This window comes from Akkermansia sp. N21116 (assembly GCF_029854705.2).
Lineage (GTDB): Bacteria > Verrucomicrobiota > Verrucomicrobiia > Verrucomicrobiales > Akkermansiaceae > Akkermansia.
Window position 1 is genome coordinate 1,116,785 of record NZ_CP139035.1, and the last position, 23,584, is coordinate 1,140,368.

At 52.0% G+C, this 23,584-nt stretch carries 19 protein-coding genes; 11 read left to right on the top strand and 8 right to left on the bottom strand.

Annotated features, from left to right (window positions below):
* The first annotated feature begins 5 nt into the window (after positions 1-5).
* Together QET93_RS04110 and QET93_RS04115 are read left to right on the top strand one after the other, a co-directional pair.
* Positions 6-644 (top strand): hypothetical protein, encoded by a 639-nt coding sequence (locus QET93_RS04110; protein ID WP_280132010.1) that lies wholly within the window; start codon positions 6-8, stop codon positions 642-644.
* A 478-nt stretch (positions 645-1,122) separates the two neighbouring features.
* Complete coding sequence (locus QET93_RS04115) at positions 1,123-1,473, top strand: NTF2 fold immunity protein (protein WP_280132009.1); 351 nt, start codon at positions 1,123-1,125, stop codon at positions 1,471-1,473.
* An 86-nt stretch (positions 1,474-1,559) separates the two neighbouring features.
* On the opposite strand, the gene QET93_RS04120 is transcribed toward QET93_RS04115, so the two are convergent.
* Positions 1,560-2,429, bottom strand: coding sequence for an FHA domain-containing protein (locus QET93_RS04120; protein ID WP_280132008.1), 870 nt, complete (start codon positions 2,427-2,429; stop codon positions 1,560-1,562).
* 120 nt (positions 2,430-2,549) lie between these two features.
* On the opposite strand from QET93_RS04120, the gene obgE reads away from it, so the two are divergent.
* From obgE to QET93_RS04155, 7 genes are all read left to right on the top strand, one after another.
* Positions 2,550-3,605 carry a GTPase ObgE gene (obgE, locus tag QET93_RS04125; RefSeq protein ID WP_280127005.1) on the top strand — a complete coding sequence of 352 codons (1,056 nt, stop codon included), beginning with the start codon at positions 2,550-2,552 and terminating at the stop codon, positions 3,603-3,605.
* Positions 3,606-3,639: 34 nt separating this feature from the next.
* The gene (locus QET93_RS04130) at positions 3,640-4,794 is read left to right on the top strand and encodes an aminoglycoside phosphotransferase family protein (protein ID WP_280132007.1); all 1,155 of its coding nucleotides are present in this window, start codon (positions 3,640-3,642) and stop codon (positions 4,792-4,794) included.
* Between the two features lie 30 nt (positions 4,795-4,824).
* Positions 4,825-5,529: an ElyC/SanA/YdcF family protein gene (locus QET93_RS04135; RefSeq protein WP_280132006.1), complete on the top strand. Its 705-nt coding sequence runs from the start codon at positions 4,825-4,827 to the stop codon at positions 5,527-5,529.
* Between the two features lie 109 nt (positions 5,530-5,638).
* Positions 5,639-6,445, top strand: a complete 807-nt coding sequence (locus QET93_RS04140; RefSeq protein WP_280132005.1) for a hypothetical protein — start codon at positions 5,639-5,641, stop codon at positions 6,443-6,445.
* 93 nt (positions 6,446-6,538) lie between these two features.
* Positions 6,539-7,057, top strand: a complete 519-nt coding sequence (locus tag QET93_RS04145; protein WP_280127009.1) for a MarR family transcriptional regulator — start codon at positions 6,539-6,541, stop codon at positions 7,055-7,057.
* A 66-nt stretch (positions 7,058-7,123) separates the two neighbouring features.
* Positions 7,124-8,050, top strand: a complete 927-nt coding sequence (locus QET93_RS04150; protein ID WP_280132004.1) for an NAD-dependent epimerase/dehydratase family protein — start codon at positions 7,124-7,126, stop codon at positions 8,048-8,050.
* Between the two features lie 81 nt (positions 8,051-8,131).
* Positions 8,132-9,265, top strand: coding sequence for a hypothetical protein (locus tag QET93_RS04155; protein WP_322190115.1), 1,134 nt, complete (start codon positions 8,132-8,134; stop codon positions 9,263-9,265).
* Positions 9,266-9,287: 22 nt separating this feature from the next.
* Here QET93_RS04155 and QET93_RS04160 read toward each other — a convergent pair whose 3' ends face one another.
* Positions 9,288-9,914 (bottom strand): DUF3313 family protein, encoded by a 627-nt coding sequence (locus QET93_RS04160; protein ID WP_280127012.1) that lies wholly within the window; start codon positions 9,912-9,914, stop codon positions 9,288-9,290.
* Positions 9,915-10,139: 225 nt separating this feature from the next.
* A complete protein-coding gene (locus tag QET93_RS04165) occupies positions 10,140-11,405 on the bottom strand; it encodes a peptidase U32 family protein (protein ID WP_322190116.1) in 1,266 nt (421 codons plus the stop codon).
* 407 nt (positions 11,406-11,812) lie between these two features.
* Here QET93_RS04165 and QET93_RS04170 point away from each other — a divergent pair, with 407 nt between their 5' ends.
* Positions 11,813-12,001, top strand: coding sequence for a hypothetical protein (locus tag QET93_RS04170; RefSeq protein ID WP_280132000.1), 189 nt, complete (start codon positions 11,813-11,815; stop codon positions 11,999-12,001).
* Positions 12,002-12,091: 90 nt separating this feature from the next.
* On the opposite strand, the gene QET93_RS04175 is transcribed toward QET93_RS04170, so the two are convergent.
* The 5 genes from QET93_RS04175 to QET93_RS04195 form a co-directional block, all read right to left on the bottom strand.
* Positions 12,092-12,730, bottom strand: a complete 639-nt coding sequence (locus QET93_RS04175; RefSeq protein WP_280131999.1) for a lactate utilization protein — start codon at positions 12,728-12,730, stop codon at positions 12,092-12,094.
* 83 nt (positions 12,731-12,813) lie between these two features.
* The gene (gyrA, locus tag QET93_RS04180) at positions 12,814-15,444 is read right to left on the bottom strand and encodes a DNA gyrase subunit A (protein WP_280131998.1); all 2,631 of its coding nucleotides are present in this window, start codon (positions 15,442-15,444) and stop codon (positions 12,814-12,816) included.
* A gap of 32 nt (positions 15,445-15,476) precedes the next feature.
* Positions 15,477-18,035 (bottom strand): DNA topoisomerase (ATP-hydrolyzing) subunit B, encoded by a 2,559-nt coding sequence (gene gyrB, locus QET93_RS04185; RefSeq protein WP_280127016.1) that lies wholly within the window; start codon positions 18,033-18,035, stop codon positions 15,477-15,479.
* A 150-nt stretch (positions 18,036-18,185) separates the two neighbouring features.
* Positions 18,186-21,359, bottom strand: a complete 3,174-nt coding sequence (locus tag QET93_RS04190) for an efflux RND transporter permease subunit (protein WP_280131997.1) — start codon at positions 21,357-21,359, stop codon at positions 18,186-18,188.
* Between the two features lie 10 nt (positions 21,360-21,369).
* Positions 21,370-22,494: an efflux RND transporter periplasmic adaptor subunit gene (locus QET93_RS04195; protein ID WP_280131996.1), complete on the bottom strand. Its 1,125-nt coding sequence runs from the start codon at positions 22,492-22,494 to the stop codon at positions 21,370-21,372.
* Positions 22,495-22,736: 242 nt separating this feature from the next.
* Here QET93_RS04195 and QET93_RS04200 point away from each other — a divergent pair, with 242 nt between their 5' ends.
* Positions 22,737-23,489: an SDR family NAD(P)-dependent oxidoreductase gene (locus QET93_RS04200; protein WP_322190117.1), complete on the top strand. Its 753-nt coding sequence runs from the start codon at positions 22,737-22,739 to the stop codon at positions 23,487-23,489.
* Positions 23,490-23,584 lie beyond the last annotated feature (95 nt).

Here is a 23,584-nt window from a genome sequence, read left to right on the forward strand (position 1 = left end):
CCGATATGAAAATATTTATTGTTTTGTATTTTATATATGCCATCGTGCTTTGTTTTGTTCTTGGAGATAATAAAATATACCCCAATGCTGAAATATGCTCTTTGCCGTCGGAAGAAGATAAGAGATTTCTCAAAAACTTGATTGCAAATAAATTTGAAACGTGCGACGGAAAAATAAATATTACAAATTTCAACATATATTATTCTTGTGATGATTGTAATTTGTCCGACATGTCTAAAGGATATATAAATTTCGACTCTTTTCTGTCGTATCAATTATCAATAAATGGAGAATCAGGTAAATGTGTGAATTATGTAGGGCCTGAAAATTATTTATCTAATCCATTTTTTATAAAAATACGTATATCTGATCATGTCGAATCGAATTTGGAAAATAATAGAATTCTAAGCGAGGATGAAAAAATAGGAAATATATCATCGATTTCCATAGATAATATTAGAATTGATCCACAAGATTATAGAAAATGTATTGTCCGATATGTTGATGGTGTTTTATTTTGGGAGGCTAAAGTTTTTGTTCTCTATGATTTGGATATTTTGTTTCATAAAGGTGAAGAAATGGGGAGAAGATCTATTTTTAATAGACGGGTGGAAATAAAAATTCGCAACCGAATATCTATTTGAAATTTTATTTAAGCAATCTTAACATTTATAAACATGGGTATATTTTGCTCCATGAAAATTGTTGTATTGATTTTATGCTGAATAGTGAAGTGTAAGAAAATACCATACAGGCAGTAACAGTCGAAATAAATACTCTCCCCATAACAAGACCGTCAAATTCTAATGCCGAGAATCGAATGGTTATGATGCCGGGAGTATGAAAACATCTTGTGTTTAGTAATATTCGGAGGTGGGTACAAGATGATGCCGTTAGCCCTTTCCTGTCTTTATATTCGTCGATTTGTCGATGATATGTCGCTGCGGAGGAAGGCGGAAAACAATCATGTTCCAGTGGTGGAGTATGATCTGTAACCGGAAATTTGACTTTCTTCGGAAATGGTTTTGATATAATATTATTCTATTCAGGTAGAAGGACGGTTGTTTATGAGAAATAACCTCAACTTCCTTGGACAGAACATCAAAGATAAGGCGTTCTATCATGGATCAATGGAAAATATTTTCGTGTTGTTTGGCTGCTGTGTGTTTGGGGGGAGTGGTTTCTCGCAGCGAGGGTGCGGAAGAACATGGGAATCGTGCTGCGACCACGGAACGAAAGCCTGTTGTGAGGAATTTAAACCTGCGGGAGAAAACGGCTGTGAAACTTGCAGAAGTAATTCTGGAATCTGTTTACGGCGAAAATGTTTTGAACCAACGTCCGTGGAATGTCACGGATCTCGGGGAGAGTTTCCGTATTGTAGGAACGTTTCATGGGGATGGCGTCGGCGGTGTGGCCGAGATCGTCATCAATAAAGCCGATGGAAAAGTCATTTCATATACACACGGTAAATGAAACGCCCGGCCGAAGATAGTTTGGAAGAGCCGAAGAGGAAAGGGACCGTTTCTGTCTTAACCAGATCGAATGCGGTACAGGTAGATTTATTCGTCAGCTTCCGGGGATGATGCCTGGGCATCGGTATCGCGGATGGCTTTGACGCGATCGAGTTCAGCCTGGGCCTGCTGTTTGTGCTGGGAAAGAGTCTCCTTGGGGGAGTGGATGTCCATCATAACCATGGGAAGGAGTTCCCCGGTGTTGGAATAGTATTTGTAAGTGACGCCGGTACCGATTCCCAGGACGAACATGATGAGGGCGTAGAGGATCATGGCCGGGTAGTTGCTTTTCGGTGCGGGCGGCGCGTAGCGGCGGGGCGACGGGGGTGCCTGTTCGTCTTCGTCCGGAGTGGCTCCGTAGTGAAGCTGTCCGTATTCGGGATGGGCGGGGTCTGTGGAAGGCAGGGCAATGCCGTGGACGGTTTCCGGCTGGGGGGCGGACGAGATCAGGGTTTCGCGTTCGGGAACGACGGTGTCGGAGGGCTGGTCGTCTTCCAGATTCAGATCGGATAAGTCGACAAAGTCGTCGTCTGCTGCGGGTGCTGCGGGTGCTGCGGGTTGTTGTGCGGGAGTTTGCCGGCCGGAAGCGGCTTTTTCCGCCTCGAGGATGGCTTTTTCCTCATCGGAGGCAAGTAGTTGGACGGAGGCTTCGCCGAGCAGGACTTCTCCTCCGGGGGGAAGGGGGGCCTGGGTGAGGAGCTGTCCCCGGTAGATGACGCCATTCGTAGACCCCATGTCTCTGACTTCGTAGCCTCCCGGTACGCGGACAATCGTGCAGTGCATGGAAGAAACGGAGCCGATGGGCAGGCAGATGTCGGCCGCTTCCGACCGTCCGATGGTGGCGGAATAATCCTTGTCCATGGACAGGTGTACGGGCGGTAGGGACAAGCCGGGGGCGGTGATTTCTAATGTCGGCATGGCGTAAGTGGTATGAATAATGGCTTAATTGCCGGTAAAATCAATCTTAAAGAATTGGTTAGGACACAAAGCTTCCGGGGTGGAACTTGCTATTTGCCGTAAATCCGGTAAAATATGTTCATGTTTGTTGATCACATTCGCATCTTTGCCAAAGCGGGCAAGGGAGGAAACGGTTCCGCCAGCTTCTACCGGGGTAAATTCAACCCCAAGGGCGGGCCGGACGGAGGAGATGGCGGAGACGGAGGCAGTGTGATCCTGGAGGTGGATCCGCATACGAATGACCTGCGGAAATTTTTCTACGATCCCAAGTTGATTGCCACGGAAGGCGTTGGCGGCAAGGATTTTAAAAAACACGGCAAGAATGGGAAATCCGTGATTGGCAAGGTGCCTCCCGGTACGCGCGTGTACAGGACGAATGCTTCCTCTATGGCGGAGGCTACTTATCTGGACCGTTCCGATGAAGACGCTTTGGAGATGGAACTGGTTGCCGACCTGACGGAAGTCGGGGATAAGTTTGTCTTGTGCCAGGGCGGCAAGGGAGGACGGGGAAATTGGCATTTCCGTTCTCCTACCAATCAGGCGCCCAAGGAGGCCGAAGCCGGAACTCCTGGCGAGGAAGGGGTGTTTTATTTTGAACTGAGGCGAATTGCCGATGCCGGACTTGTGGGATTCCCCAATGCTGGCAAGAGTACGCTGCTGGGCGATATTTCGTCCGCGAAACCGAAGGTGGCCAATTATCCTTTCACGACGCTCCAGCCTATCGTCGGCGTGGTGGAGTTCGACAACCACCGCCGTTGCATTGTGGCCGACATTCCGGGCTTGATCGAGGGGGCGCACCAGAACCGCGGTCTTGGTCACGAGTTCCTGCGCCATATTACGCGCTGCAAGGTGCTCCTGTTTGTGATTGATATGGCGGGCAGCGAAGGCCGCGACCCGATCGTCGACCTGGAGCAGCTCCGGACCGAGATCAAGCTGTACGACGAGGAACTCGCCAAACAGCCTTGGATGATTGTGGCCAACAAAATGGACTTGGAAGGTGCGGAGGAAAACCTGGAACGTTTCCGCATGCGTTTCCCGAAACTTGATATTGTTCCTATTTCCGCGATGGAGCAGACGGGGCTCGACTTGCTCAAGAGTAAGTTGAACGACCTGGTTGCCTATCAATTTGCCCGTTAAGGGGTGTTTCGAACTATAAACTTTAGAGGTCAAGATGGAATCTGTTCCGACGAATCAAACGAAGGTAGCCGACCGGGTTCTGGCCCGGATTGCCGAGATTGGAGATATGTTTGCCATCGAGGGCGAATTTGTGGATGGCAAGGAGATCCAGAGCGGGCACATTAATACGACGTATTGTGCGACGTATCGTAAAAGCGACGGGACGGAGGACAGGTACATCCTCCAGAAGATCAATAGCAATGTCTTCAAGGATCCCCGTGCCGTCATGCGCAATGTGGAGAAGGTGACGCGCCATATCAACTGGAAGGTGCTGCGCCGCCGTACGGATTCCGCCGGACAGACGCTGAATTTGTATCCTGCCCGCGGGGGCCGCAACTATATCGAATTGCCCGGCGACGGGATCTGGCGCTGCTATAACTACATCGAAGGAACCCACACGTACGACATTGTGGAGAATACGCGCCAGGCCTATCAGGCCGGCTATGCTTTCGGGTCTTTTCAGGATTTGATCAGCGACATGAATCCTTCCGACCTGGTCGAGACGATTCCCGGATTCCATGATACGCGCAAGCGTTTTGACCGCCTGATGGAAGTGGCGAGACTGGATCCCGTCGCCCGTCTGGAGTCGTGCCGGGAGGAATTGGATTTTATCCGGAAGAGGGAGAAGGATGTCGATGTTTTGCTCGACCTGCAGAAGGCAGGCCGCCTGCCTGTCCGCATTACGCATAATGATACCAAGATTAACAACGTCATGCTGGATGAGGAAACCGACCAAGCCGTCTGCGTGATCGATTTGGATACGGTGATGCCGGGACTGGTGCTTTACGATGTCGGGGATATGGTTCGGACGGTAACGACTCCGGCTGCCGAGGACGAGGAGGATCTCTCCAAAGTCCGTTTCCGCATTTCCATGTTCCAGTCGATCATTGAAGGTTATCTGGATGCGGCCAGCGGTTTCCTGACTCAGGAGGAGATCGACTTTCTGGCGTTTTCCGGGAAGCTGATTACGTTGGAAATCGGAATCCGCTTCCTAACTGACTATTTGGAAGGCGACGTATATTTCAAGACATCCAAGCCGGATCACAATCTGATCCGCTGCCGCACCCAGTTGAAACTGGTATCCTGCCTGGAAGCCCAGATGGAGGAGATGGAGAAGTTTGTCCAGAAACGGGCGAAGGCAATCAAGTAAAGCCGCCCGGCTTTTTCCCGAACCGGAATCATGCAGGGATGTACGGAACAGACCCAGCCACGGGAGAAGAGTGTTTCCCCTCCCTTCTGGAAACGTGTGCTTTCTGTTCTGTGGCGAAGCCGCTGGCTGAGATGGGGGGGCGGTGTTCCCGTGGCTTTGGTGTTGCTCCTGATGCTTGTGTCCGAGAGCTATGTATTTGTCCAGTCGCATGACCGCATGGTGGATTCTCCATCGGGACTTCCGAGCAATTCCGTGGGCTTGGTGCTCGGTTGCTCGCCGATGGTCGGCAAGCATGTGAACACCTCCTTTGTCAACAGAATTAAAATGGCAGCCGAGCTGTGGAAATCCGGCAAGGTGTCTTCCTTGATTGTTTCCGGAGATAACCGTTTCCGGTACTACAATGAGCCGCGGGAGATGAAGAAGGCGCTCGTTGAACAGGGTGTCCCGGAGGATAAAATTGTGTGCGACTATGCCGGACTGCGTACGCTCGATTCGATCGTGCGTGCTCGCGACGTGTTCCACGCGGAGCGTATCGTGATCGTCTCCCAGCCCTACCACAACGCCCGGGCTCTGGCGATTGCCGCTCACCATGGCATCAATGCCTGGGCTTGCAATGCGCCGGACACGAGCACGCGCAAAACGCAATTGCGCATGTGGCTGCGCGAACGCGCCGCCCGGATCCTGATGTTTTTGGATTTGTGGGTGCTGGGAACCTCTCCGCATTTCGGCCAATGATGAAGAGATGGAGGGCAACAGCATGGAGCGGATGGGGGAGGAGGAGATTTGATTGTTATTGCCTTCCTGTGTATTGTATAGTAATCACACGGTATTCGAGACTATCCTTATGAAATGTTTCTCTTCGATTTTGTCTGTTGTTTTGTCTGTTTTTCTGCTCGTTTCTTGTGGGACTGATTTGTATTTGGATCAGCCTGTTCCGGCCAAGATCAACATGGGGCATGGATCCAAGGTATGTGTGACGTCGTCCTTTTCACGGTATTCCCCGGAATTAGTGAGCCAAGTGGAGAAGCGTTTGATCAACAGCGGGTTCTATACGGTTGCCAATTCTCCGGCATGGGCCGACTCCGTGTTGCATCTCGATCTGGATGTGTACCGGGACAGAACTTACGATTCCGATGACCACCGCGACAATAAGAAGGACAAAAAACATCACAGCTCTTCTTCGGATCGTTACAATGTCCACCTGACCTGCCGTGCCGTATGGCGGGATGGCAGTGTCCTGGGGGTGAAAACCTATTCGGACTACTTCTATGGCGAGGAGAATTTCCCGGCATCTTCCCTGGCTCGGGAGATTACGAACGATTTGATCCCCCACATGGGCTCCTATAGCGTCAATATCGATACGTCCAGTGAGAAACCTCTGTTGGAACAGGCCGCCAATGCGTGCAAGGCCGGCAATTGGTCTCAAGGCGAGTCCATCGCTCTCCAGTATGTCAGCCAGACGAATGATCCCGAAGGATATTTTCTGCTCGGTGTGATTGCCCGCAAATCCGGAAATGAGAGCAAGGCTGACAATTACTTCCGCCAAGCTGCTTCCCTGGCTCCCGGGACAAGCAAATATGCCAGGGAACTGGAACGGGGAAACGAATTGCGTAACCGGCGGCAAATGATGGATGCCCAGACCGGCGAATAACTCGATTCCCTGTATTCGGCTCTTCCAAATTGGTTCATCAAGAAAAATCATTTTTTTGTTGCTTAAATTTCAGAAATTTCAGAAATTACATCCATGGAATTGAGCCAGGTCCAAATCCGTTTTATTGAAAAGTGGGGAGATATGGGATCCCGCTGGGGAATCAACCGTTCTGCGGCGGCTGTACATGCGTTGCTATATCTATCTCCGGAGGAGATGACTGCCGAGGATATTTCGCTGGCTCTGAGTATGGCGCGTTCCAATGTGTCGCAAGCATTAAAGGAGTTGGAAGGATGGGGACTCGTTCTCAAAGAAAGCCGGATCGGGGATCGTAAGGCGTATTATTCCTGTGTATCGGATGTTTGGGAAATGGCCCGTCTGATTGTGGAGGAGCGCAAGAAACGTGAAGCGGACGGCGTTTTGAAATCGGTTGCCGAATGTTTGTCCATGGCTCGTGAGGCTAAGGATTCTTTTGCCGAGAAACGATTGGAAGCGATGGAGGAAATCCTCCGAAAGGGATGTGACCTGGCGGATCTTGCCCTCCGGTGCAAGCCTGCCGTATGGCGTATGGCCATGAAAACCGTTGCCAAATTGTTTCGGTCGGTCGGGCATTAAACGGAGCGATGGATTAAACGGGTAATCATGTAGCAACAAAATTCTGAAATTACAGAAATAAGAGAAATGAAAGCGAAAGCATTAGCAATTACAGGTGTTCTGGGGTATAGCGGCCGTTATATGGCCGGAGAAGCCCGGGAACAAGGATATCGCGTGCTGGGGTTGACGAATTCCAGATACCGTTCCAATCCCGGAAACATCCGGTTGGCTCCTTTGTCGTGGGATGACCCGGCGAGGCTGGCTGCGTCGTTACAAGGGTGCGATGTCTTGCTCAATACCTACTGGGTACGTTTCAATCATAGAAAGTTTTCCCATGAGCAAGCCGTGGCGCATACGAAGATCCTCTTTCATGCGGCACGGGAGGCGGATGTGAAAAGAATTGTGCATGTGAGTATTACGAACCCCGACCCTCAGAGTGGTCTGTCCTATTTCCGCGGCAAGGCGCAGCTGGAAGAAGAGTTGGCTTCCCTGGGGGTCCCGTTCAGTATTTTACGTCCGGCTGTTCTGTTTGGAGAGCAGGAGGGAGAGGATATTCTGCTGAATAATATGGCGTGGGTCTTGCGACATTTTCCTCTTGTACTTGTGTTTGGGAAGGGTGACTATGAGGTACGCCCGATCCATGTCCGGGATTTGGCTCAATTGGCTGTCCGCGAAGCCGGGCGAAACGATACGGAGAACTTGGTGATTGATGCTGTCGGTCCGGATTCCTTGACCTTCCGCGGTTTGTTTGAGGAATTGGGACATGCCATAGGAGCTTCCCGCCCGGTTATAGGGACTCCGTACTGGGCGGTTCCCCTGGTACATGCGGCGACAACCCTGCTTGGTTTTTTGCACGGTGACGTGATGCTGACGCGAGATGAAATACGCGGATTGACGGAGAACCGTCTGGCTTCCTCGGCTCCTGCCTTAGGGACAACCAGTCTGCGTGCGTGGATAAGGGAACATGGCGCTTCTCTGGGACTTGCCTATTCCAGTGAATTGGCCCGGCGCTAGGTTAGGATTCTTGCCGGAAGTGTAGTCCGCTGACGACTTGTTTTCGGATAGAAATGAACCATAGAGAGCGTAACAATAGTGATGACTACGTTTCCCGCAAAATTATTGTGGTCTCTCGTTCTTGCGATGATGGTCTTTTGGCCTTTGAGTTCCAAAGGCAGTGACTCGTTTCCTCTTTCTTTGGGCAAAGAACAGGAAGTGATCGAGTACAGGGCCTTGGTCTGGGCTGACAAAGGGAGTGTGGAACGATACGGAGGGGAAACAATTTTCCGGAAGAAACTGAATCGAATGTTTGCGCAAACGACGGAATTTTTTAATGAGAGCCCGAACCGGTTCCATTATTATTTTCGTTTTGTACCGGCCGGTCTGCGTATGTATGATACTCAGGGGGATCGGAACAGAATTGATTTTTTCAAGAAACAAGCTTTTGGCAAGCTAGATACGGGAATGTATGATTATGTCGTTTTTTTCGCCTTGGATGCAGTTGCCAGCGGAACATCTTGCGGAGGTGGCGGTGAAAGCGGGCAGTGTGTCGTGATGTGTTACCGGACATTGGAGGAACAGGCAAAAAATGGGGATATTTTCTCGAAGGAACCACCTCTGCAGGGTACATACAGTGATTTGGGACATGAGTATGGACATATGCGCGGAGCGACCGATCTCTATCAATATAAAATACTGGCGGAAGACAACCCTGTCAGCCATAAAGACTTGAATCCGCCTCCCTGCAATATGGGGACTGGTTTCCGGGTATGGAGTGACTATTGTTCCGCCCTGTTCAACTATACTGCCAGGCAAAAACAATTGGACCGGGAACTGCCGAAGAAGATTTTTCCGGAAAAACTCGTGATCAAAGTGATGAAACACGGACAGCTTGTGCCTGGGGCCAGCGTTAGGTTTTACGGCACGCGGGCGGGAGGTGCACACAACAGGAGGGATGTATACCCGGACGCCTTCCGAACATTCCAGACGGCCCCGAATGGAATGGTAGAGATCATGAATTTGTACGAACTCTATCATCCGGCTCCCGGAGCTCCCGGAACTCCTCCTAAACAGCCGGTGGATTTGTTCCCTTATTCCTATTGGTTTAGCTTTCTGGTCGAGGCTGTGTGTGGTGATACAAAAAGTTATGCATGGCTTCCGGACTTTGTCCTTCAGGAGGACTATCTCCGGACAGGGAAGAAAAAGTATGAGCTGATTTTAAAAGTAGAATAAAGACTTTCTGGTGCGTTATTGACTACAGAGGGTTGAGACTGAACCAAGGACGTCTGATTTTGTGTTCGTGGGGAGTTGTGAAGATTTCACAGAATTGGTCGCACCAGATTCGAATGTGGCGGCGATGGTGGGCATAGTACTGGAAGTCTTTGGTGTCTACGAGGACGTAGGAAATGACGGATGATTCGTCCTTTTCGTAGTCGGCTACTTCAGCAACGAGTTTATTGGCGGGTGAAAAGAATTTAGCTCCCATGGAGATGGAACCGCCCGGGACAACCTGGGATAGGACGGCTCCGCTTCCTTTAAGATAGTGTCCCGCGATGAGCCCGGCTGCATTGGCCGTTACATTGGTAGGAGTAATGGAAAGGAGGGCGATCTGTACCCGGTAAGCATCCCGGGTAGGATGGTCGACGAGGTGGAAGGTGTTGTCCTGACGGTCCAGAATGGCTAGCTTTTCACGGAGTTGATGGTCGAAGTAGAGGCAAAGTTCCTCGACATCTTCCGCTTTTTCCGGATCTGTCGGATAATTGAGGAGAAAATGCGTGGTAACCGGCATCACGTAAATAGGTTGTGATTTTCCGTGTTGCCCCGTGATCCGTTCGTCCCAGTCCTTGTTGTCGCTGATATCCCAGTAGGAGTCGAAACTCATGCGTGCTTTATCGCTTGGCGCGTAGTGGGAGATGAATCCTGTCCTCGGTATTTGATCAAAGTCATGAGATGTGCACGATGAAAGGAAGCATGCCGCAAACAGTACGCCTGGGTGTACCAGCGGGACAATTTTGAGGAAGTGGATCATGACGGCACAACGAATGATATTCACACAAATTCGCAAATAAGCACATGAAATGCAACAAAAAATATGTTCTCTTGCTGCCTAGTCTTCCAGCGTGCGCGGTCGGAGATAATAGACTTTGTCGTTGCGGCGGACTTTGTCCGGGGAGAGGATGTAAATGGTTCTCCCTTTTTCCGCCAGCGGGACTTCTGTAAGACAGCCCGGATTCAGCTCGACTTTGAGAGAAACGGGGGTAAGTTCGATGGCTCCTGTAGTGGGACCTGTAATGAGGATGTCCTGTCCTGTTGAGAGGGGAGCGGCTTCAAGGAATATTTCTGCAATGCCGCTTTTGCGGAAGTAGTTGGTGACTTTGCCGATATGTACTTTGTGAACGGAGGCCCGGTTGACGGATGTGCCGCTCCATTCTCCCCAGGGTTTGCCGAGGTAGTAGCCTCCCTGCCAAAATCCGCGGTTGAAGACGCGGCGGAGGCGTTCCAGCCAGATTTCGATAAGATTGGGAGAGTAGGTTCCGTTCCGGCAGGCTTGGGCGGCTTCCTTGTACACGGATGTGACGGTGCGGACATAGTCCGACGATCTGCCCCGGCCTTCCAGCTTGAAGACGGAGACTCCGGCATCGAGTAACTGATCCAGAACGCCGACAGTGCAAATGTCTTTGGGAGACATGACGTATTTGTTGTCGATGACCATCTCATTCCCGGTTTCTTCATCGATGACCCGGTAGGCGCGGCGGCAGTTTTGGAAGCAGGCTCCGCGCTGGGCAGATGAGTTATAGGCCGCGAGACTCATGTAGCATTTTCCGGAGATGGCGACGCAGAGTGCTCCGTGGGCAAAAATTTCCACACGAAGGAGCTTTCCTTCCGGCCCGCAGATTTGTTCACGGGAGATGCCATCAATGATATGGCGAATTTGGGAGAGCGTGAGTTCCCGGGCAAGGACGACAACTTCCGCATATCGGGAGAAGAAGCGGACGGCAGCCATATTGCAGACGTTGGCCTGGACGGAGATATGGACGGGTAGGCCAATCGAGTGGGCATATTCGATGACGGCCATGTCGGAGGCGATGACTGCGTCGATTCCGGCATCGCGGGCCGCGTTACAGAGTTGGCGCACTTCTTCGAGTTCTTCATCATAGACGATGATATTGAGCGTCAGATAGGCTTTGGCTTCATGTTCCCGGCATTGGGACACGATTGCCGGCAGATCTTCCACCGTGAAGTTGACGGTGGCTCGGGAACGCATGTTCAGGGAACCGATGCCGAAGTAAACCGAGTCGGCTCCGGCATTCAAAGCGGCGGCAAGGGATTCGAACGACCCGGCAGGGGCCATTATTTCCACGTGGGAGGGCATCGTCATCGTGCGGGAAGCATAAGGGTTGGCTCGCGTTTTGGCGAGTGTATAGCGGAAGAATCCGACGGCTGATTCCCGTCATTCAATGATAAATCCTTACTCGTGGATGACGGTGACGAAAAAGAGATCGGTCTCGTTTGGATTTTTCAATCGTCCGCGAGGCAGTTTCTTGTAGGTTCAAATAGTAGTTGAAAACTATTTTACAGTTACACCACAATATGGTGCGAGGTTCCATGGTGAAATTGACGGGAACTCGAGAGTGCATGTTCAGAGAGACGCCAGTGTTGAACGACGAACGAAGGTAACGTGAAAAAATGTTTTTGTTGTAACCTTTTCCGACTCCAAATCGTCATGAAGGTGTTGAACGAATTAACCGATTATTATTCATATCAAACTTATTAAAAGCTATGAACAACGATGATTTAAAGAAGGAACTGAATGAAGAAGAACTTGACGTAATTGCTGCCGGACGAGCGATGGTACGCATTTCCACTGAAGGATTCGAAATGAACATTACTCAGGAAAAATACGAGAAGGTGATCTCTAAAGAGCCGGGTAAGTTCAAAGACTATAAGATCGAATTTTACGACAAGTGATTGAACGTCATTAACGAAAAATAAGCCTCTCGGAAAATAATCACTCCGGGAGGCTTGTTTATGATCGGTAAAGTCGCTGCCGAAACGTTATTATAATCCTGCTTCTTCCCGGATAAGAATAACTGATATCCGGTGTTTGGGATAACTGCGAGCCATCGTCAGATAGGCATTGCAGAGGCGGTCGGGGGAATTACAATCGTGGCAGGTGCCCGTGACCATGCATGGAGTCTTGAAACCGGGGTGGCGTTTGGCATTGAGGGGAGCGATTTGCTGGAGGCGTTTCCGGGCTTCTTCCGGCGTCGGTGTTATTTTATTGATTCCTGCGACGAGGATGACGTGCCTGGGTCCGAATGCGATCGGAGCGATCCGGTTGCCGACCATGTCGACCCAGTACAAAGAACCATCGGCGCAGACGGCATTGATTCCCGTCAGGAAAAGATCGGCGGTCATCCCCTGGCGGCGAATTTCCCAGCGTTGCTCGCGCGGCATATCCGGTTGGAAACCGTCATAGAAGCGGATTGATGACTGTTGAGCCAGATATTCGAGAATATCCGTATTTCTCAAGGTCATGGAGTCTCCGTAACTGGCGCTGGTCGGTGCGAATTCCGTTACAAGGCGTTCCAGAATTTGCCGGGCTTCCATGGTATGATCGGCGATAAAGACGCGGAATCCGTGACGTTCGAGTTTGTTTTTGCTCTGTTGGAGCCATTCTTCGGGAAAGTTGTCCATGGGGAAAAGGGGGAAGCTGAACGGACCGGCAAATTGGCTTGCCGGTCCGTTTGTTGCACATAAGTGTTGAAAGAATGTTTCTTTTATTCTTCCGGAGTAGCGGCGTCTCCGGATTCGGGTGTTTCACTGTTTTCCGAGACGTTTTCTTCATCCGTTCCTTCGGATGTTTCATCATCATCGTCGGGAATGACGATGGAAATGTCCTGAATGGTTTCGCCGTCTTTGAGGGTCATGAGTTTGACTCCTTGGGCGACGCGGCCTGTTTCGCGGATGGTTTCTACCTTGATGCGGACGGATTGTCCGGCAGTAGTCATCAGCATGAGTTCGTCTGTTTCTGAAACGACTGTGGCGGAAACAACCTTGCCGGTTTTGTCCGTGCAGTTCATGGTCTTGACTCCGGTACCGCCGCGGCTTTGGAGGCGGTAGGCGTCGAAACCGGTGCGTTTGCCCAAGCCGTTTTCCGAGGCGACGAGGAGGGTTGCCGATTCGTCCACGATGGCGAGGGCAACGACATAATCGCCGGGACGGGGACGGATGCCGCGAACGCCGATGGTATTGCGTCCCTGGTCGCGCAGGTCGCTTTCATTGAAGCGGATGCTCATGCCGTCGTGCGTGACGAGGACAATTTCGTTGTTGCCGGATGTGAGGACGGCATTGACGAGGCTGTTGCCTTCTTCCAGGTTGATGGCGATGATGCCGGCTTTGCGATAGTTGCGGAAGTCATTGAGACTGGTCTTCTTGACAGTACCGTCTTTAGTGGCAAAGACGACGAAACCGCTTTCTTCGCCGAAAGTGGTATCGTTGCCGTTTTCGTCTACTTGGCGTTCAAGGCGGAGGATGGCAGCGATATTTTCTTCCGGTTGGAGGTCGAGCAGGTTCTTGATGTTACGTCCCTGGGCGCTACGTGCGGCTTCATCGATTTCATACACGCGGTCCACATAAACGCGGCCGGTGTTGGTGAAGAACATGATGTAGTCGTGGTTCTGTGCAGCGAACAGGTGCTCGATGAAGTCGGCTTCCTGATCTTTTTTGGCGGCTTTGGTCGTAGCGGCTTTGATGCCTTTGCCGCCACGGGCCTGGACGCGGTATTCAGCGGAGTTGGTCCGCTTGATATAGCCGCTGTGGGTGATGGTGACGATCATCGAGTCGTTCGGGATCAAATCCTCGATAGCCATGTCTCCTTCGAAAGGAATGATGCGCGTCACGCGCGGAGTGGCATACTTGGTCTTGATTGCCTGAAGTTCGTCTTTGACGATGCCGAGTACGCGGGATTCGTTGGCCAGGATATCGAGGTAGTCCTTGATGAGGACCATGAGTTCGGAATAGTCGTTGTTGATCTTGTCCGATTCCAGTGCGGTGAGTTGGTAGAGGCGCAAGTCGAGGATGGCGTTGACCTGGCGTTCGGTGAAGACATAGAGGCCGTTCTGAACGGAAGGCTGGGAACGGATCAGGATACCGAGACCTTCTGCCGTTGCAATGGGGAATGTATAGGCCTGCAGGCGCTGGCGGGCTTCATCGCGGTTTTTGGAATCGCGGATGATATGGATGAAGTCATCCATGTGGCCAAGGGCGAGGAGGAATGCTTCCAGGCGTTCGGCATCTTTTTCCGCCTCGTTGAGGAGGTGGCGCGTACGGCGGACGATGACTTCGCGCCGGTGCTCGATGTAGAAGTTGATGGCATCAAGCATCGTGAGCGTCTTTGGCCGGTTGTCGTGAATAGCCAGCATGTTCACGGAGAAGGATGTCTCCATGGAGGTGAGCTTGTAGAGCTGGTTGACGACGACTTGGGGACGGGCATCGCGTTTTAGTTCGATTTCGATGCAGGTCTGCTCATCGGAAAGGTCACGGAGTCCGGAGATATCGGTAAGTATTTTCTCCTTGCAGAGTTCGGCGATACGTTCCTGAAGGACAGCTCGGTTGACTCCGTAAGGGACTTCCCGGATAATCAGAAGGTCTTTGCCGGTGTCGGATTGCTCGATATCGATTTTGCCGCGAATACGGACGGAGCCGCGACCCGTGCGGAAGTAGCTGTCGATGCCGGAGAAGCCGAGCAAATCCCCTCCGGTCGGGAAATCAGGCCCTTTGATGTGCTGTCGGAGTTCTTCGACGCTGATGTGGGGATTGTCGATCGTCGCGCAAATGCCGTCGACGACTTCTCCCAGGTTGTGGGGAGCCATATTGGTGGCCATGCCGACGGCGATACCGGTGCCTCCGTTGACGAGAAGGTTCGGGAAGGCGGATGGGAAGACTGTCGGTTCGGTTGTCGTTCCGTCGTAGTTGGGCATGAAGTCGACAGTATCTTTGTCGAGGTCGGTCATCATGGCCATTCCCATGCCGGAGAGTTTGGCTTCCGTGTATCGGGATGCGGCGGCGGGGTCTCCATCGGGTGTTCCGAAGTTGCCCTGTCCGATGACGAGGATGTCTCGCATGGACCAGTTCTGGGCCATGTTGACGAGTGTTCCGTAAATAGCCGCGTCGCCGTGGGGATGGTAACTACCCATGGTGTCACCGACGATTTTGGAGCATTTACGCGTTTTCCCGCCGGGTGCAAGGTTGAGTTCCTTCATAGCGTAAAGGATACGCCGCTGGGAAGGTTTCAGTCCGTCACGAACGTCCGGCAGAGCGCGGGAAATGATGACGGACATGGAGTAGTCCAGGAACGAGGTGGAAAGCTCGCTGGCTACATCCACGGGTTTGATGCGATTGGTGTCCATTGATCAAAAAGGGGTAGGTGATGTGGTGGGAATCAGATGTCCAGATTGCGCACGTTGAGAGCGTGATCCACGATGTAGTTCTTACGGGGTTCGACGACATCTCCCATGAGAATGGTGAACATTTCGTCGGCTTGGACAGCGTTGTCTTCGTTCAGGATGACGCGGAGAAGTTCGCGTTTTTCCGGATCCATCGTCGTTTTGAAAAGGTCTTTGGCGTCCATTTCGCCGAGACCTTTGAATCGTGTGATTTCAACGCCTCTCTTGCCGATGTTGATGACGCTCTGGAGGATATCCATGACGGAGAAGAGCGGCTGGATTTTCTGTTTTTCTCCCTCGCCTTCTATGAGTTCGAAGATCGGGTTGTCTTCGGACATCAGCATGTTGGCAGGGATACCCAGTTCTTCCAGGCGTGCAAGCGTGCGGGTGATGGCTTTGGCTTCGTGGAGTTCGTGTGTCAAGGCCCGGCGGCTGGGGCCTTCTCGTTCCGGGAGAGGATTGGCGAGAAGCTCTTCCTCGGTTGGTTCTCCGAAGATGCATAGGTCCCGGTTGGCATCGGAGAAAGCAACGAGCGCTTCCGTGTTGTGGAAGTACTGAATGGATTCGTCGTTTCCACAGCGGATTTTGACGAGGTATTCCGGGAAGTCTCCATTGATTTCCCGGTGTTTGATGAGGTCTTCGAAGGATCCTCCCTGCATTTGGACGGATTCCGCGTAACGCTGCAGGTTGATGAGAGTTTCGAGGATGGAGAAATGCTCATCGGGCGTGAAAGTGCGGGAACCGTCGGCCATCCTGAGGGTGACGTCATTGACGGCCAACTCGATGAGCTTGCGGTTCAGGGCGATTTCGTCCTGGACGTATTCTTCTTTTTTCTTGCGGATAACGCGGTAGAGCGGAGCTTGAGCGATGTAGAGGAGCCCAGCCTTGACGAGTTGCGGCATGTGGCGGCAGAAGAAGGTTAGCAGGAGGGTCCGGATGTGGGCGCCGTCGACGTCGGCATCGGTCATGATGATGATCTTGTGGTAACGCACCTTTTCCAGATTGAAGGAACCTTCGTCGTCACCTTCTCCGATACCGGCGCCGATGGCCGTGATCATGTTCTGGATTTCCTTGTTGGACAGGGCCTTGTCCAGCCGGGCCTTTTCTACGTTGAGCACTTTGCCTCGCAATGGAAGAATTGCTTGTGTACGACGGTCTCGTCCCAGTTTGGCGGAGCCGCCTGCGGAGTCACCTTCGACGATGAAGAGTTCGCACTTCTTCGGGTCTCGGTCGGAGCAGTCGGCCAGTTTGCCGGGGAGTCCACCGACTGTTAAAGCGCTCTTGCGGACGGTTTCCCGGGCCTTGCGTGCGGCTTCGCGGGCACGGGCGGCATTGATGCTTTTATCGATGATCTTGCGTGCGATGGCGGGGTTTTCTTCGAAGAATGTTTTGATTTCTTCGTACACGACGTTACTGACGACTCCTTCGATTTCCGTATTGACGAGTTTGTCCTTGGTTTGCGAACTGAAGCGCGGGTTGGGCATCTTGACCGATATGACGGCTACAAGGCCTTCCCGCACGTCATCGCCGCTGAGCGAGGGGTCTTTGTCTTTAAGGAGGCCGTTGGCTTTGGCATAGGTGTTGATGACGCGTGTCAGGGCGCTTCGGAAGCCGGACAGGTGCGTGCCGCCATCTCCATTGTAAATGGAGTTGGCAAAGCAGAGGATTTGATCGACGTAAGTGTTGTTGTACTGGAAAACGACGTCGACGAGTACATCGTCGTTCATTTTCTTGCCATCGTATTCGACTTCCACCTCACGGACGCCGGAGATGGCGATGGGTTGTTCAGTGATGAGTTCTTTGTTTTCGCCGAGTTGACGTACGAATTCGACGATGCCGTCTTTGTAGTAGAATTGTTCCTTGCGTTCCGGCGTCTGGCGTTCGTCCCGGAGTTCGATGATGAGTCCGGGGTTGAGGAAGGCGAGTTCGCGGAGGCGCGTTGTAAGCATTTCGAACTTGAACTCAATGGAGTCCGTGAAGATCGTAGCATCGGGGAAGAATGTAATCGTCGTACCGGTGACGCCGGCAGGCGCCGTGCCGATGACCTTGAGCGGTTCCGTTGTACGACCGCGTTCGAACTTGATCATGTAGCGTTTGCCGTCGCGGCGGACTTCAGCTTTGAACCAGTCGGCCAGAGCGTTGACGCATTTGGCCCCTACACCGTGCAGGCCGCCGGAGTATTTGTAGGCTCCCTGCCCGAATTTACCGCCCGCGTGCAGGTTGGTCAGTACCAGCTCTACCGCCGGGATTCCAAATTTGGGATGGATGTCGACGGGGATGCCGCGGCCGTTGTCGGCTACGGACAGAGAACCGTCTACATGGATGATGATTTCGATTTTTGAACAGTAACCGGCAAGGTGTTCGTCGATGGAGTTGTCCAGAACTTCAAAGACACAGTGGTGAAGCCCCCTGAGATCGGGGTCGCCGATGTACATCCCGGGACGTTTTCGAACGGCTTCAAGCCCTTCCAGCTTGTCAATCTGCGCTGCTCCGTATTCCTGTTGTGCTGTTGTGTTTACGGACGTATGAATAGGCTCGTTGGACTCGTCTGACATATCAGAGAAAGGCTAGGGGAAGAGCGGGTTCAATGCAAGCAAGAAGGCAGTCAGTACGAAGGGAAAAGGACAAAAAAACTACAGCCGGCCCCCTCGTCCGCGTTTGTGCGAGGGGACCGGTTACAGGGGGGGGGATAAAAGGGTGGATTTTTACTGGACAGACGGGTCGGTCGCAGTTTCGTCCGGAAGTTTTTCCTGATTTTTTTGAGGGTGTATTCTACCGGACCTTTTAACCTTGTTGCGCGTAAATTCCCGCATGCGCTGGAACATGGAATAGAGGCCCGGAATGAGGAGGATGCCGACGCAAGTGGCGCAGATCATGCCATAGAAGGTTGTGATGCCGATGGCCTGGCGGCTTGCGGCACCGGCTCCTGTGGCGATAACCATCGGGAATACACCGATGATAAACGAAATGGCTGTCATTAAGACGGCGCGGAAACGCTGGCTTGCCCCGTTCAGAGCAGCCTGCTGGATCGTGGCTCCTCGTTCATGGTCTTCTTTGGAGAATTCGACCATCAGAATGGCGTTTTTACTTGCCAGCCCCACGAGCATGACCAAGCCCAACTGGGCGTAGATACTCAGTGATGAACCGCAGATGAGCAGGCCGGCCAGCGCTCCCATGATGGCGACGGAAACGGAGACGATCACCGACATGGGCGTTGTCCAACTTTCATACTGCGCCACAAGGAACAGGTAGCCGAAGATGAAGGCAAGCATCATCAGGAAGAGAATCTGTCCGTCATTTTCGCGTTCCTGGTAGCTCATGTCTGTCCAGGCAATGGAGTAATTGGCCGGAAGCTTCAGGCTTTCGATCTGCTTCATGATTTCGCCGCTGCTGGAACCGGCTTTGATGATGCACTGGATGTTGGCGCACATGAGCTGGTTGTAACGGGTGATTTGTCGAGGTCCGGTGATATAGGAAAGTGTGGCTACGGAGCTGAGGGGTACCATTTCGCCTTCATTGTTCTGAATGTAGGTACTCATGATATCCCTGATGCCGACGCGTTCCTTGGTGTCGGACTGGATCTTTACCTTAAAGGCATAGCCGTCCATGTTGAAGTCATTGACGTACAGGGAGGCCAGTTTGCCCTGAAGGGTGGAAAAGATGCGATTGACCGGCACGTGCATGGTTTGGGCTTTCTGGCGGTCCAGGTGCATGAAGAGTTGCGGTGTATTGGCTTCATAGGACGAGAAAGCCGTGACGACGCCGGGAATCTTCCGGATTTGATCCAGCATGTCGTTCATGTGCTGTTCCAGCTGCTTGGGTGTTTCATCGCCGGCTGCCTGCAGCATGAAGGAAATGCCGCCTGTGACACCGAGACCCATGATGGCGGGCGGGCTGAAGACTTTGATGTTTGCCGAGGGAATTGTGGCCAGCATGCCTTGGGCCTTGCCGAGAAGGGCGTCAATTTGAAGATCCGGGGTTGTGCGTTTGTTCCAAGGCTGGAGTTGGACAATGCACATTCCGACGTTTTCACCGCTGCCTCCAGTGAAGCTGAACCCGGTAACGGAAGAGACTTGGCGGACACCCGGCATTGCCATCAGCATGACTTCCGCCTGGGTGCGGGCCTCTTCCGTACGGGACAGAGCGGCCCCCGGAGGAAGCTGGATGTCGACGAAGAGCGTGCCTTTGTCTTCCTGAGGCAAAAAGGACGAGGGAAGGATTTCGAATAACTTCCAGTCGGCAAAAAGGACGGCAGCCAGGGCCAACAGAGTCAACCAGGCGCGACGGACGAATACGCCGGAGATTTTCAGATAGGAACGGCGGGAGAACTCCAGAGTAGCATTGAAGGGGCGGAAGATATTGAATCTTCTTTGCTTTTTCCTCTTCTTCAAGAGCATGACGCAAAGAGCCGGACTGAGTGTCAGTGCATTGACGGCAGACAGGCAGAGCGCCACGCACATAGTCACGGAAAACTGCAGGTAGATATTGCCGACCATGCCGCCGATGAACGCGATCGGGATGTAAATAGCGACAGTAACCAGGGTTGTGGCAATGATTGCTCCCGTGATTTGATGCATACTCTTTTTAGTAGCTTCCAACGGGGAGAGCCCTTCCGTATCCATGAGACGGATCGTGTTTTCCACGACGATGATGCCGTCATCCACGAGAGAACCGATGACGAGGATTAGCCCGAACATGGTCAGTACGTTGATGCTGAAACCCAGCGGCAGGAGGATTACGAAGGTGCCCAGAAGGGAGACCGGAATAGCCAGTGCGGGAATAAGTGTAGCTCGCCAGTCTTGCAGGAAGAGGTAGGTGATGCCGACGACGAGAAGCAAAGCGATGACGAGTGTTTCGATGATCTCGTACATGGTCGCTATGATGTATTCCGTCGGGTCGTAACTGACCTCGTAAGAGACGCCGTCGGGAAAGGATACCTTAAGCTCTTCCAGCGTTTTTTTGACGGTTTTCATCGTCTCCAGGGCATTGGAGTCGTCATTGCGGTAAACGGCCATGTTGACGGATGTCTTGCCGTTGGCCCGGGAGCTGCCGGTGTAGCTTTCCGCGCCCAGTTCGATGCGGGCGATGTCCCTGATCTTAACGATATCGCCGTCATCGCTGGTACGTACGATGATGTTGCTGAATTCTTCGACGGTTTTTAGACGTCCTGTGACGTTGACTTTGTATTGGACGAAGGAGTCGTTGGACTGGTCTCCTATGGAACCGGCTGCAGCTTGGATGTTCTGTTCGCGGATGGCGGCGGCAACATCGCCAGGGGTGATATTCAGTGCGGACATGCGGACGGAGTCCAGCCAGATGCGCATGCTGTAATCCTTGGCTCCCATGATGTCTGAACTGGCGATGCCGTCGATGCGGGCAATGACGTCTTTGACGCGCGTTTTGACATAGTTGTTGAGCTGGAGGTTGCTCATTTTTTTCGGATCTGCCCGGAAGGAGAAGAATCCGAGAATGTCAGAGGTACGCTTTTTGATGGTAATACCCTGGTTGACGACTTCTGTTGGCAAGCTGTGTTCGACGCGTTTTAGAGCGTTTTGGACATTGACCATGTTGATGTCCGAGTCCGATCCGCTTTTGAAGGTGATATTGACGGAATAGCCGCCGCTGTTGTCTGAAGTGGACGAAAAGTAGAGCAGGTTTTCCAGCCCGTTGAGTTCCTGTTCCAGCGGGATGCCCACGGTTTCCATAACCGTTTGGGCGCTGGCTCCTTCGTATGTGGTGCGGACGTTGATGGTCGGAGGGGCGATTTCCGGGTATTCTGCAATGGGGATGCGCGATACGCAGATGACGCCGGCCAACACCATGAGAATGGCGATGACGATAGCGAATTTAGGCCGGTGGATGAAAAGTTCCGAAATCATGGCTAATAGCTCAGTTGGATTCTACGGGAATGACCGTGGCGCCGGGGCGGGTCTTGTGCTGACCGTCTACGATGACGATGTCGCCTTCCTTGATGCCGGAACGAATACACTGGCGGTTGTTCATCATATTGCCGAGAAGGACATCTCTCTGTTCGACGATATTGTCGCTGTTGACAATGTACACATAGCATTTGGTATCGTCATACATGATGGCGGAGATATTGACGGAGGGGAGGGATTCCACTTCCTTCTTGGAGAGATCGACAGTGACGATGCCGCCAGGGGTAAGGTTGCCTTCCGGGTTGTTGAATTTGGCCCAGATAGTGATGGTATCCGTCGTGGGTTTGATCTTGTTGTCGATCATGGCGATAGAGCCGGATGTCGGGAAAGGTTTGCCATCGGCAAGTTTCAGGTGGATGACGGCGTTTTTCTTCATTTCGTCCGTATTGCCGAAGAGAGAAAGAAGGTCTCGTTCGCTCATGGGGAAGCGGACGTACACTTGATCCATGTTGGTGACGGTAGCCAGCGTACCGGATTGCGGAGTGATATAATTACCTCGTGAAAAGGTGGTTCGCCCGATTTTTCCGGAGATGGGCGTGGTTATTTTGGTGTAGTTGAGATTGTCGTAAGCGATAATGAGTTGAGCTTCCTCGGCTTTCTTCTGGGCTTCCAGGGCTGCCATGGAGCTGCGGGCATTTTCAACGGTATCCTTGGAGACGGAGGCGTTTTTAACCAGTTTTTCGTAGCGTTCCAAATTGGCCTTGGCGTAGCTGAGTTTAGCCTGAGTTTGGGCGATTTGCGCTTCGGCGTTCATGACGTTGGCCTTATACTGGGTGTCTTCAATTTCGAAGAGAAGCTGACCCTCCTTGACAATGTCACCTTCCGTGAAGTGCTGGGAAAGGATGTTACCCGATACTCGGGGTTGGATGGCAACCGTATCAATGGCTTCAATCTGGCCGGTGTAGGGCTTATTGATGGCATTTCTCATGAGCGAAGCCTTTTCTGTTAATACGGTACTGGCAGGCGAATGGGTTGGGGCGGGAGTGTCTGCCGCCGGGCTTGGCGTTCCCATGAAAAGGAAGATGGCAAGGAGGCTGGTAACGCCGGGGGACAGAAGAAAAGGAAAAAATTTCATGGGGCTGGTTGTTGGTCGTGATGTTAGATAGTTGATTTATTAAACTATTGTCAAATGCAAATAGTTTCATGAGTTGAGCATTTTTTGGGAATACTGACACGAGTTCTGCCTTTGTCTGGTTTTGGATGTCGAGGGCAGGAGGAGGCTGGTTGAGGGGGAATTCAATGTTTTCTTAACGGAGGATACTTTTCAATTAGCGCGGAAGGAGTTGATAATCATTGAATCTGTCCTCTGTCCCCTGAATGATTCAGGCAATGAATGCTTACAAGTTCAATAGAAAAGTTGCCGTCATGATGGGAACCTCTCGCGGTATGCTCCGTCAGGTAGGTATCTTGATGGCATCAAAGGGAATCAGTTTGGCAATTTTTGACAAGGATGGAGCTGCAGGTGAAGAGCTGATTAGTTTCCTCCAGGGTTGCGGACACCTCCTTTTCATGGGAGAAATGAAATCCAGGAACGATCTAGCATCCTTTGCTCACTTTATCCAACTTCAATACGGCCGGGTAGACTATATGGTCAATAGTGCGGCTTCTGGGCGCGAACTGGTAGAGGTGGATGAGGGGGGAGATGATGTTCTGAAGGTACCTCAAGAAGCTGCCCGGAGTTTTTTGGCCCGCATGTTGAAAGAACAGTTTACCAACGGTGCTTCCATTATCAATCTGGGTGAGGTACGATCGGCTGTTTCTTGTTGGGAGACGCCTCACAAAGGAAACTACCGCGAAAATCCCTATGTGTTTTCCCAAAAATCTGGCCTCTCTCTATCTGTGAGGATCAGCCATGTGATCCCAGTCGGTAGGCCGGACTGTGGAGGTGTATTGGATGAAAAGACGGCTCAGACGATAATGGCTCTCTGCCTGTCGCCTCATCGCTCCTCAGAGGTACGCGAGACGATCGTGGTGGATGCTTCCTTGCCGTATGCATTCGAATACTATGGTCGCGGCTTGGTCAATGTGCAATCTGCGGAAGCAGATGTCGATTACTTGGCTGTTCAATAAAGAGAGAGAATCCATGAGAATTGGGTTGAAGACGGGATTTGCATGTTCAATGCAGGCTGATGAGGCTTGCCAGCAATGGATTTGACGCTATGTTG

Bases quoted from the DNA above. Each gene is read 5' to 3' on its own strand.
- QET93_RS04110 (WP_280132010.1), top strand. From the start codon at position 6: ATGAAAATATTTATTGTTTTGTATTTTATATATGCCATCGTGCTTTGT.
- QET93_RS04115 (WP_280132009.1), top strand. From the start codon at position 1,123: ATGGATCAATGGAAAATATTTTCGTGTTGTTTGGCTGCTGTGTGTTTG.
- QET93_RS04120 (WP_280132008.1), bottom strand. From the start codon at position 2,429: ATGCCGACATTAGAAATCACCGCCCCCGGCTTGTCCCTACCGCCCGTA.
- obgE (WP_280127005.1), top strand. From the start codon at position 2,550: ATGTTTGTTGATCACATTCGCATCTTTGCCAAAGCGGGCAAGGGAGGA.
- QET93_RS04130 (WP_280132007.1), top strand. From the start codon at position 3,640: ATGGAATCTGTTCCGACGAATCAAACGAAGGTAGCCGACCGGGTTCTG.
- QET93_RS04135 (WP_280132006.1), top strand. From the start codon at position 4,825: ATGCAGGGATGTACGGAACAGACCCAGCCACGGGAGAAGAGTGTTTCC.
- QET93_RS04140 (WP_280132005.1), top strand. From the start codon at position 5,639: ATGAAATGTTTCTCTTCGATTTTGTCTGTTGTTTTGTCTGTTTTTCTG.
- QET93_RS04145 (WP_280127009.1), top strand. From the start codon at position 6,539: ATGGAATTGAGCCAGGTCCAAATCCGTTTTATTGAAAAGTGGGGAGAT.
- QET93_RS04150 (WP_280132004.1), top strand. From the start codon at position 7,124: ATGAAAGCGAAAGCATTAGCAATTACAGGTGTTCTGGGGTATAGCGGC.
- QET93_RS04155 (WP_322190115.1), top strand. From the start codon at position 8,132: ATGACTACGTTTCCCGCAAAATTATTGTGGTCTCTCGTTCTTGCGATG.
- QET93_RS04160 (WP_280127012.1), bottom strand. From the start codon at position 9,914: ATGAGTTTCGACTCCTACTGGGATATCAGCGACAACAAGGACTGGGAC.
- QET93_RS04165 (WP_322190116.1), bottom strand. From the start codon at position 11,405: ATGCCCTCCCACGTGGAAATAATGGCCCCTGCCGGGTCGTTCGAATCC.
- QET93_RS04170 (WP_280132000.1), top strand. From the start codon at position 11,813: ATGAACAACGATGATTTAAAGAAGGAACTGAATGAAGAAGAACTTGAC.
- QET93_RS04175 (WP_280131999.1), bottom strand. From the start codon at position 12,730: ATGGACAACTTTCCCGAAGAATGGCTCCAACAGAGCAAAAACAAACTC.
- gyrA (WP_280131998.1), bottom strand. From the start codon at position 15,444: ATGGACACCAATCGCATCAAACCCGTGGATGTAGCCAGCGAGCTTTCC.
- gyrB (WP_280127016.1), bottom strand. From the start codon at position 18,035: ATGTCAGACGAGTCCAACGAGCCTATTCATACGTCCGTAAACACAACA.
- QET93_RS04190 (WP_280131997.1), bottom strand. From the start codon at position 21,359: ATGATTTCGGAACTTTTCATCCACCGGCCTAAATTCGCTATCGTCATC.
- QET93_RS04195 (WP_280131996.1), bottom strand. From the start codon at position 22,494: ATGAAATTTTTTCCTTTTCTTCTGTCCCCCGGCGTTACCAGCCTCCTT.
- QET93_RS04200 (WP_322190117.1), top strand. From the start codon at position 22,737: ATGATTCAGGCAATGAATGCTTACAAGTTCAATAGAAAAGTTGCCGTC.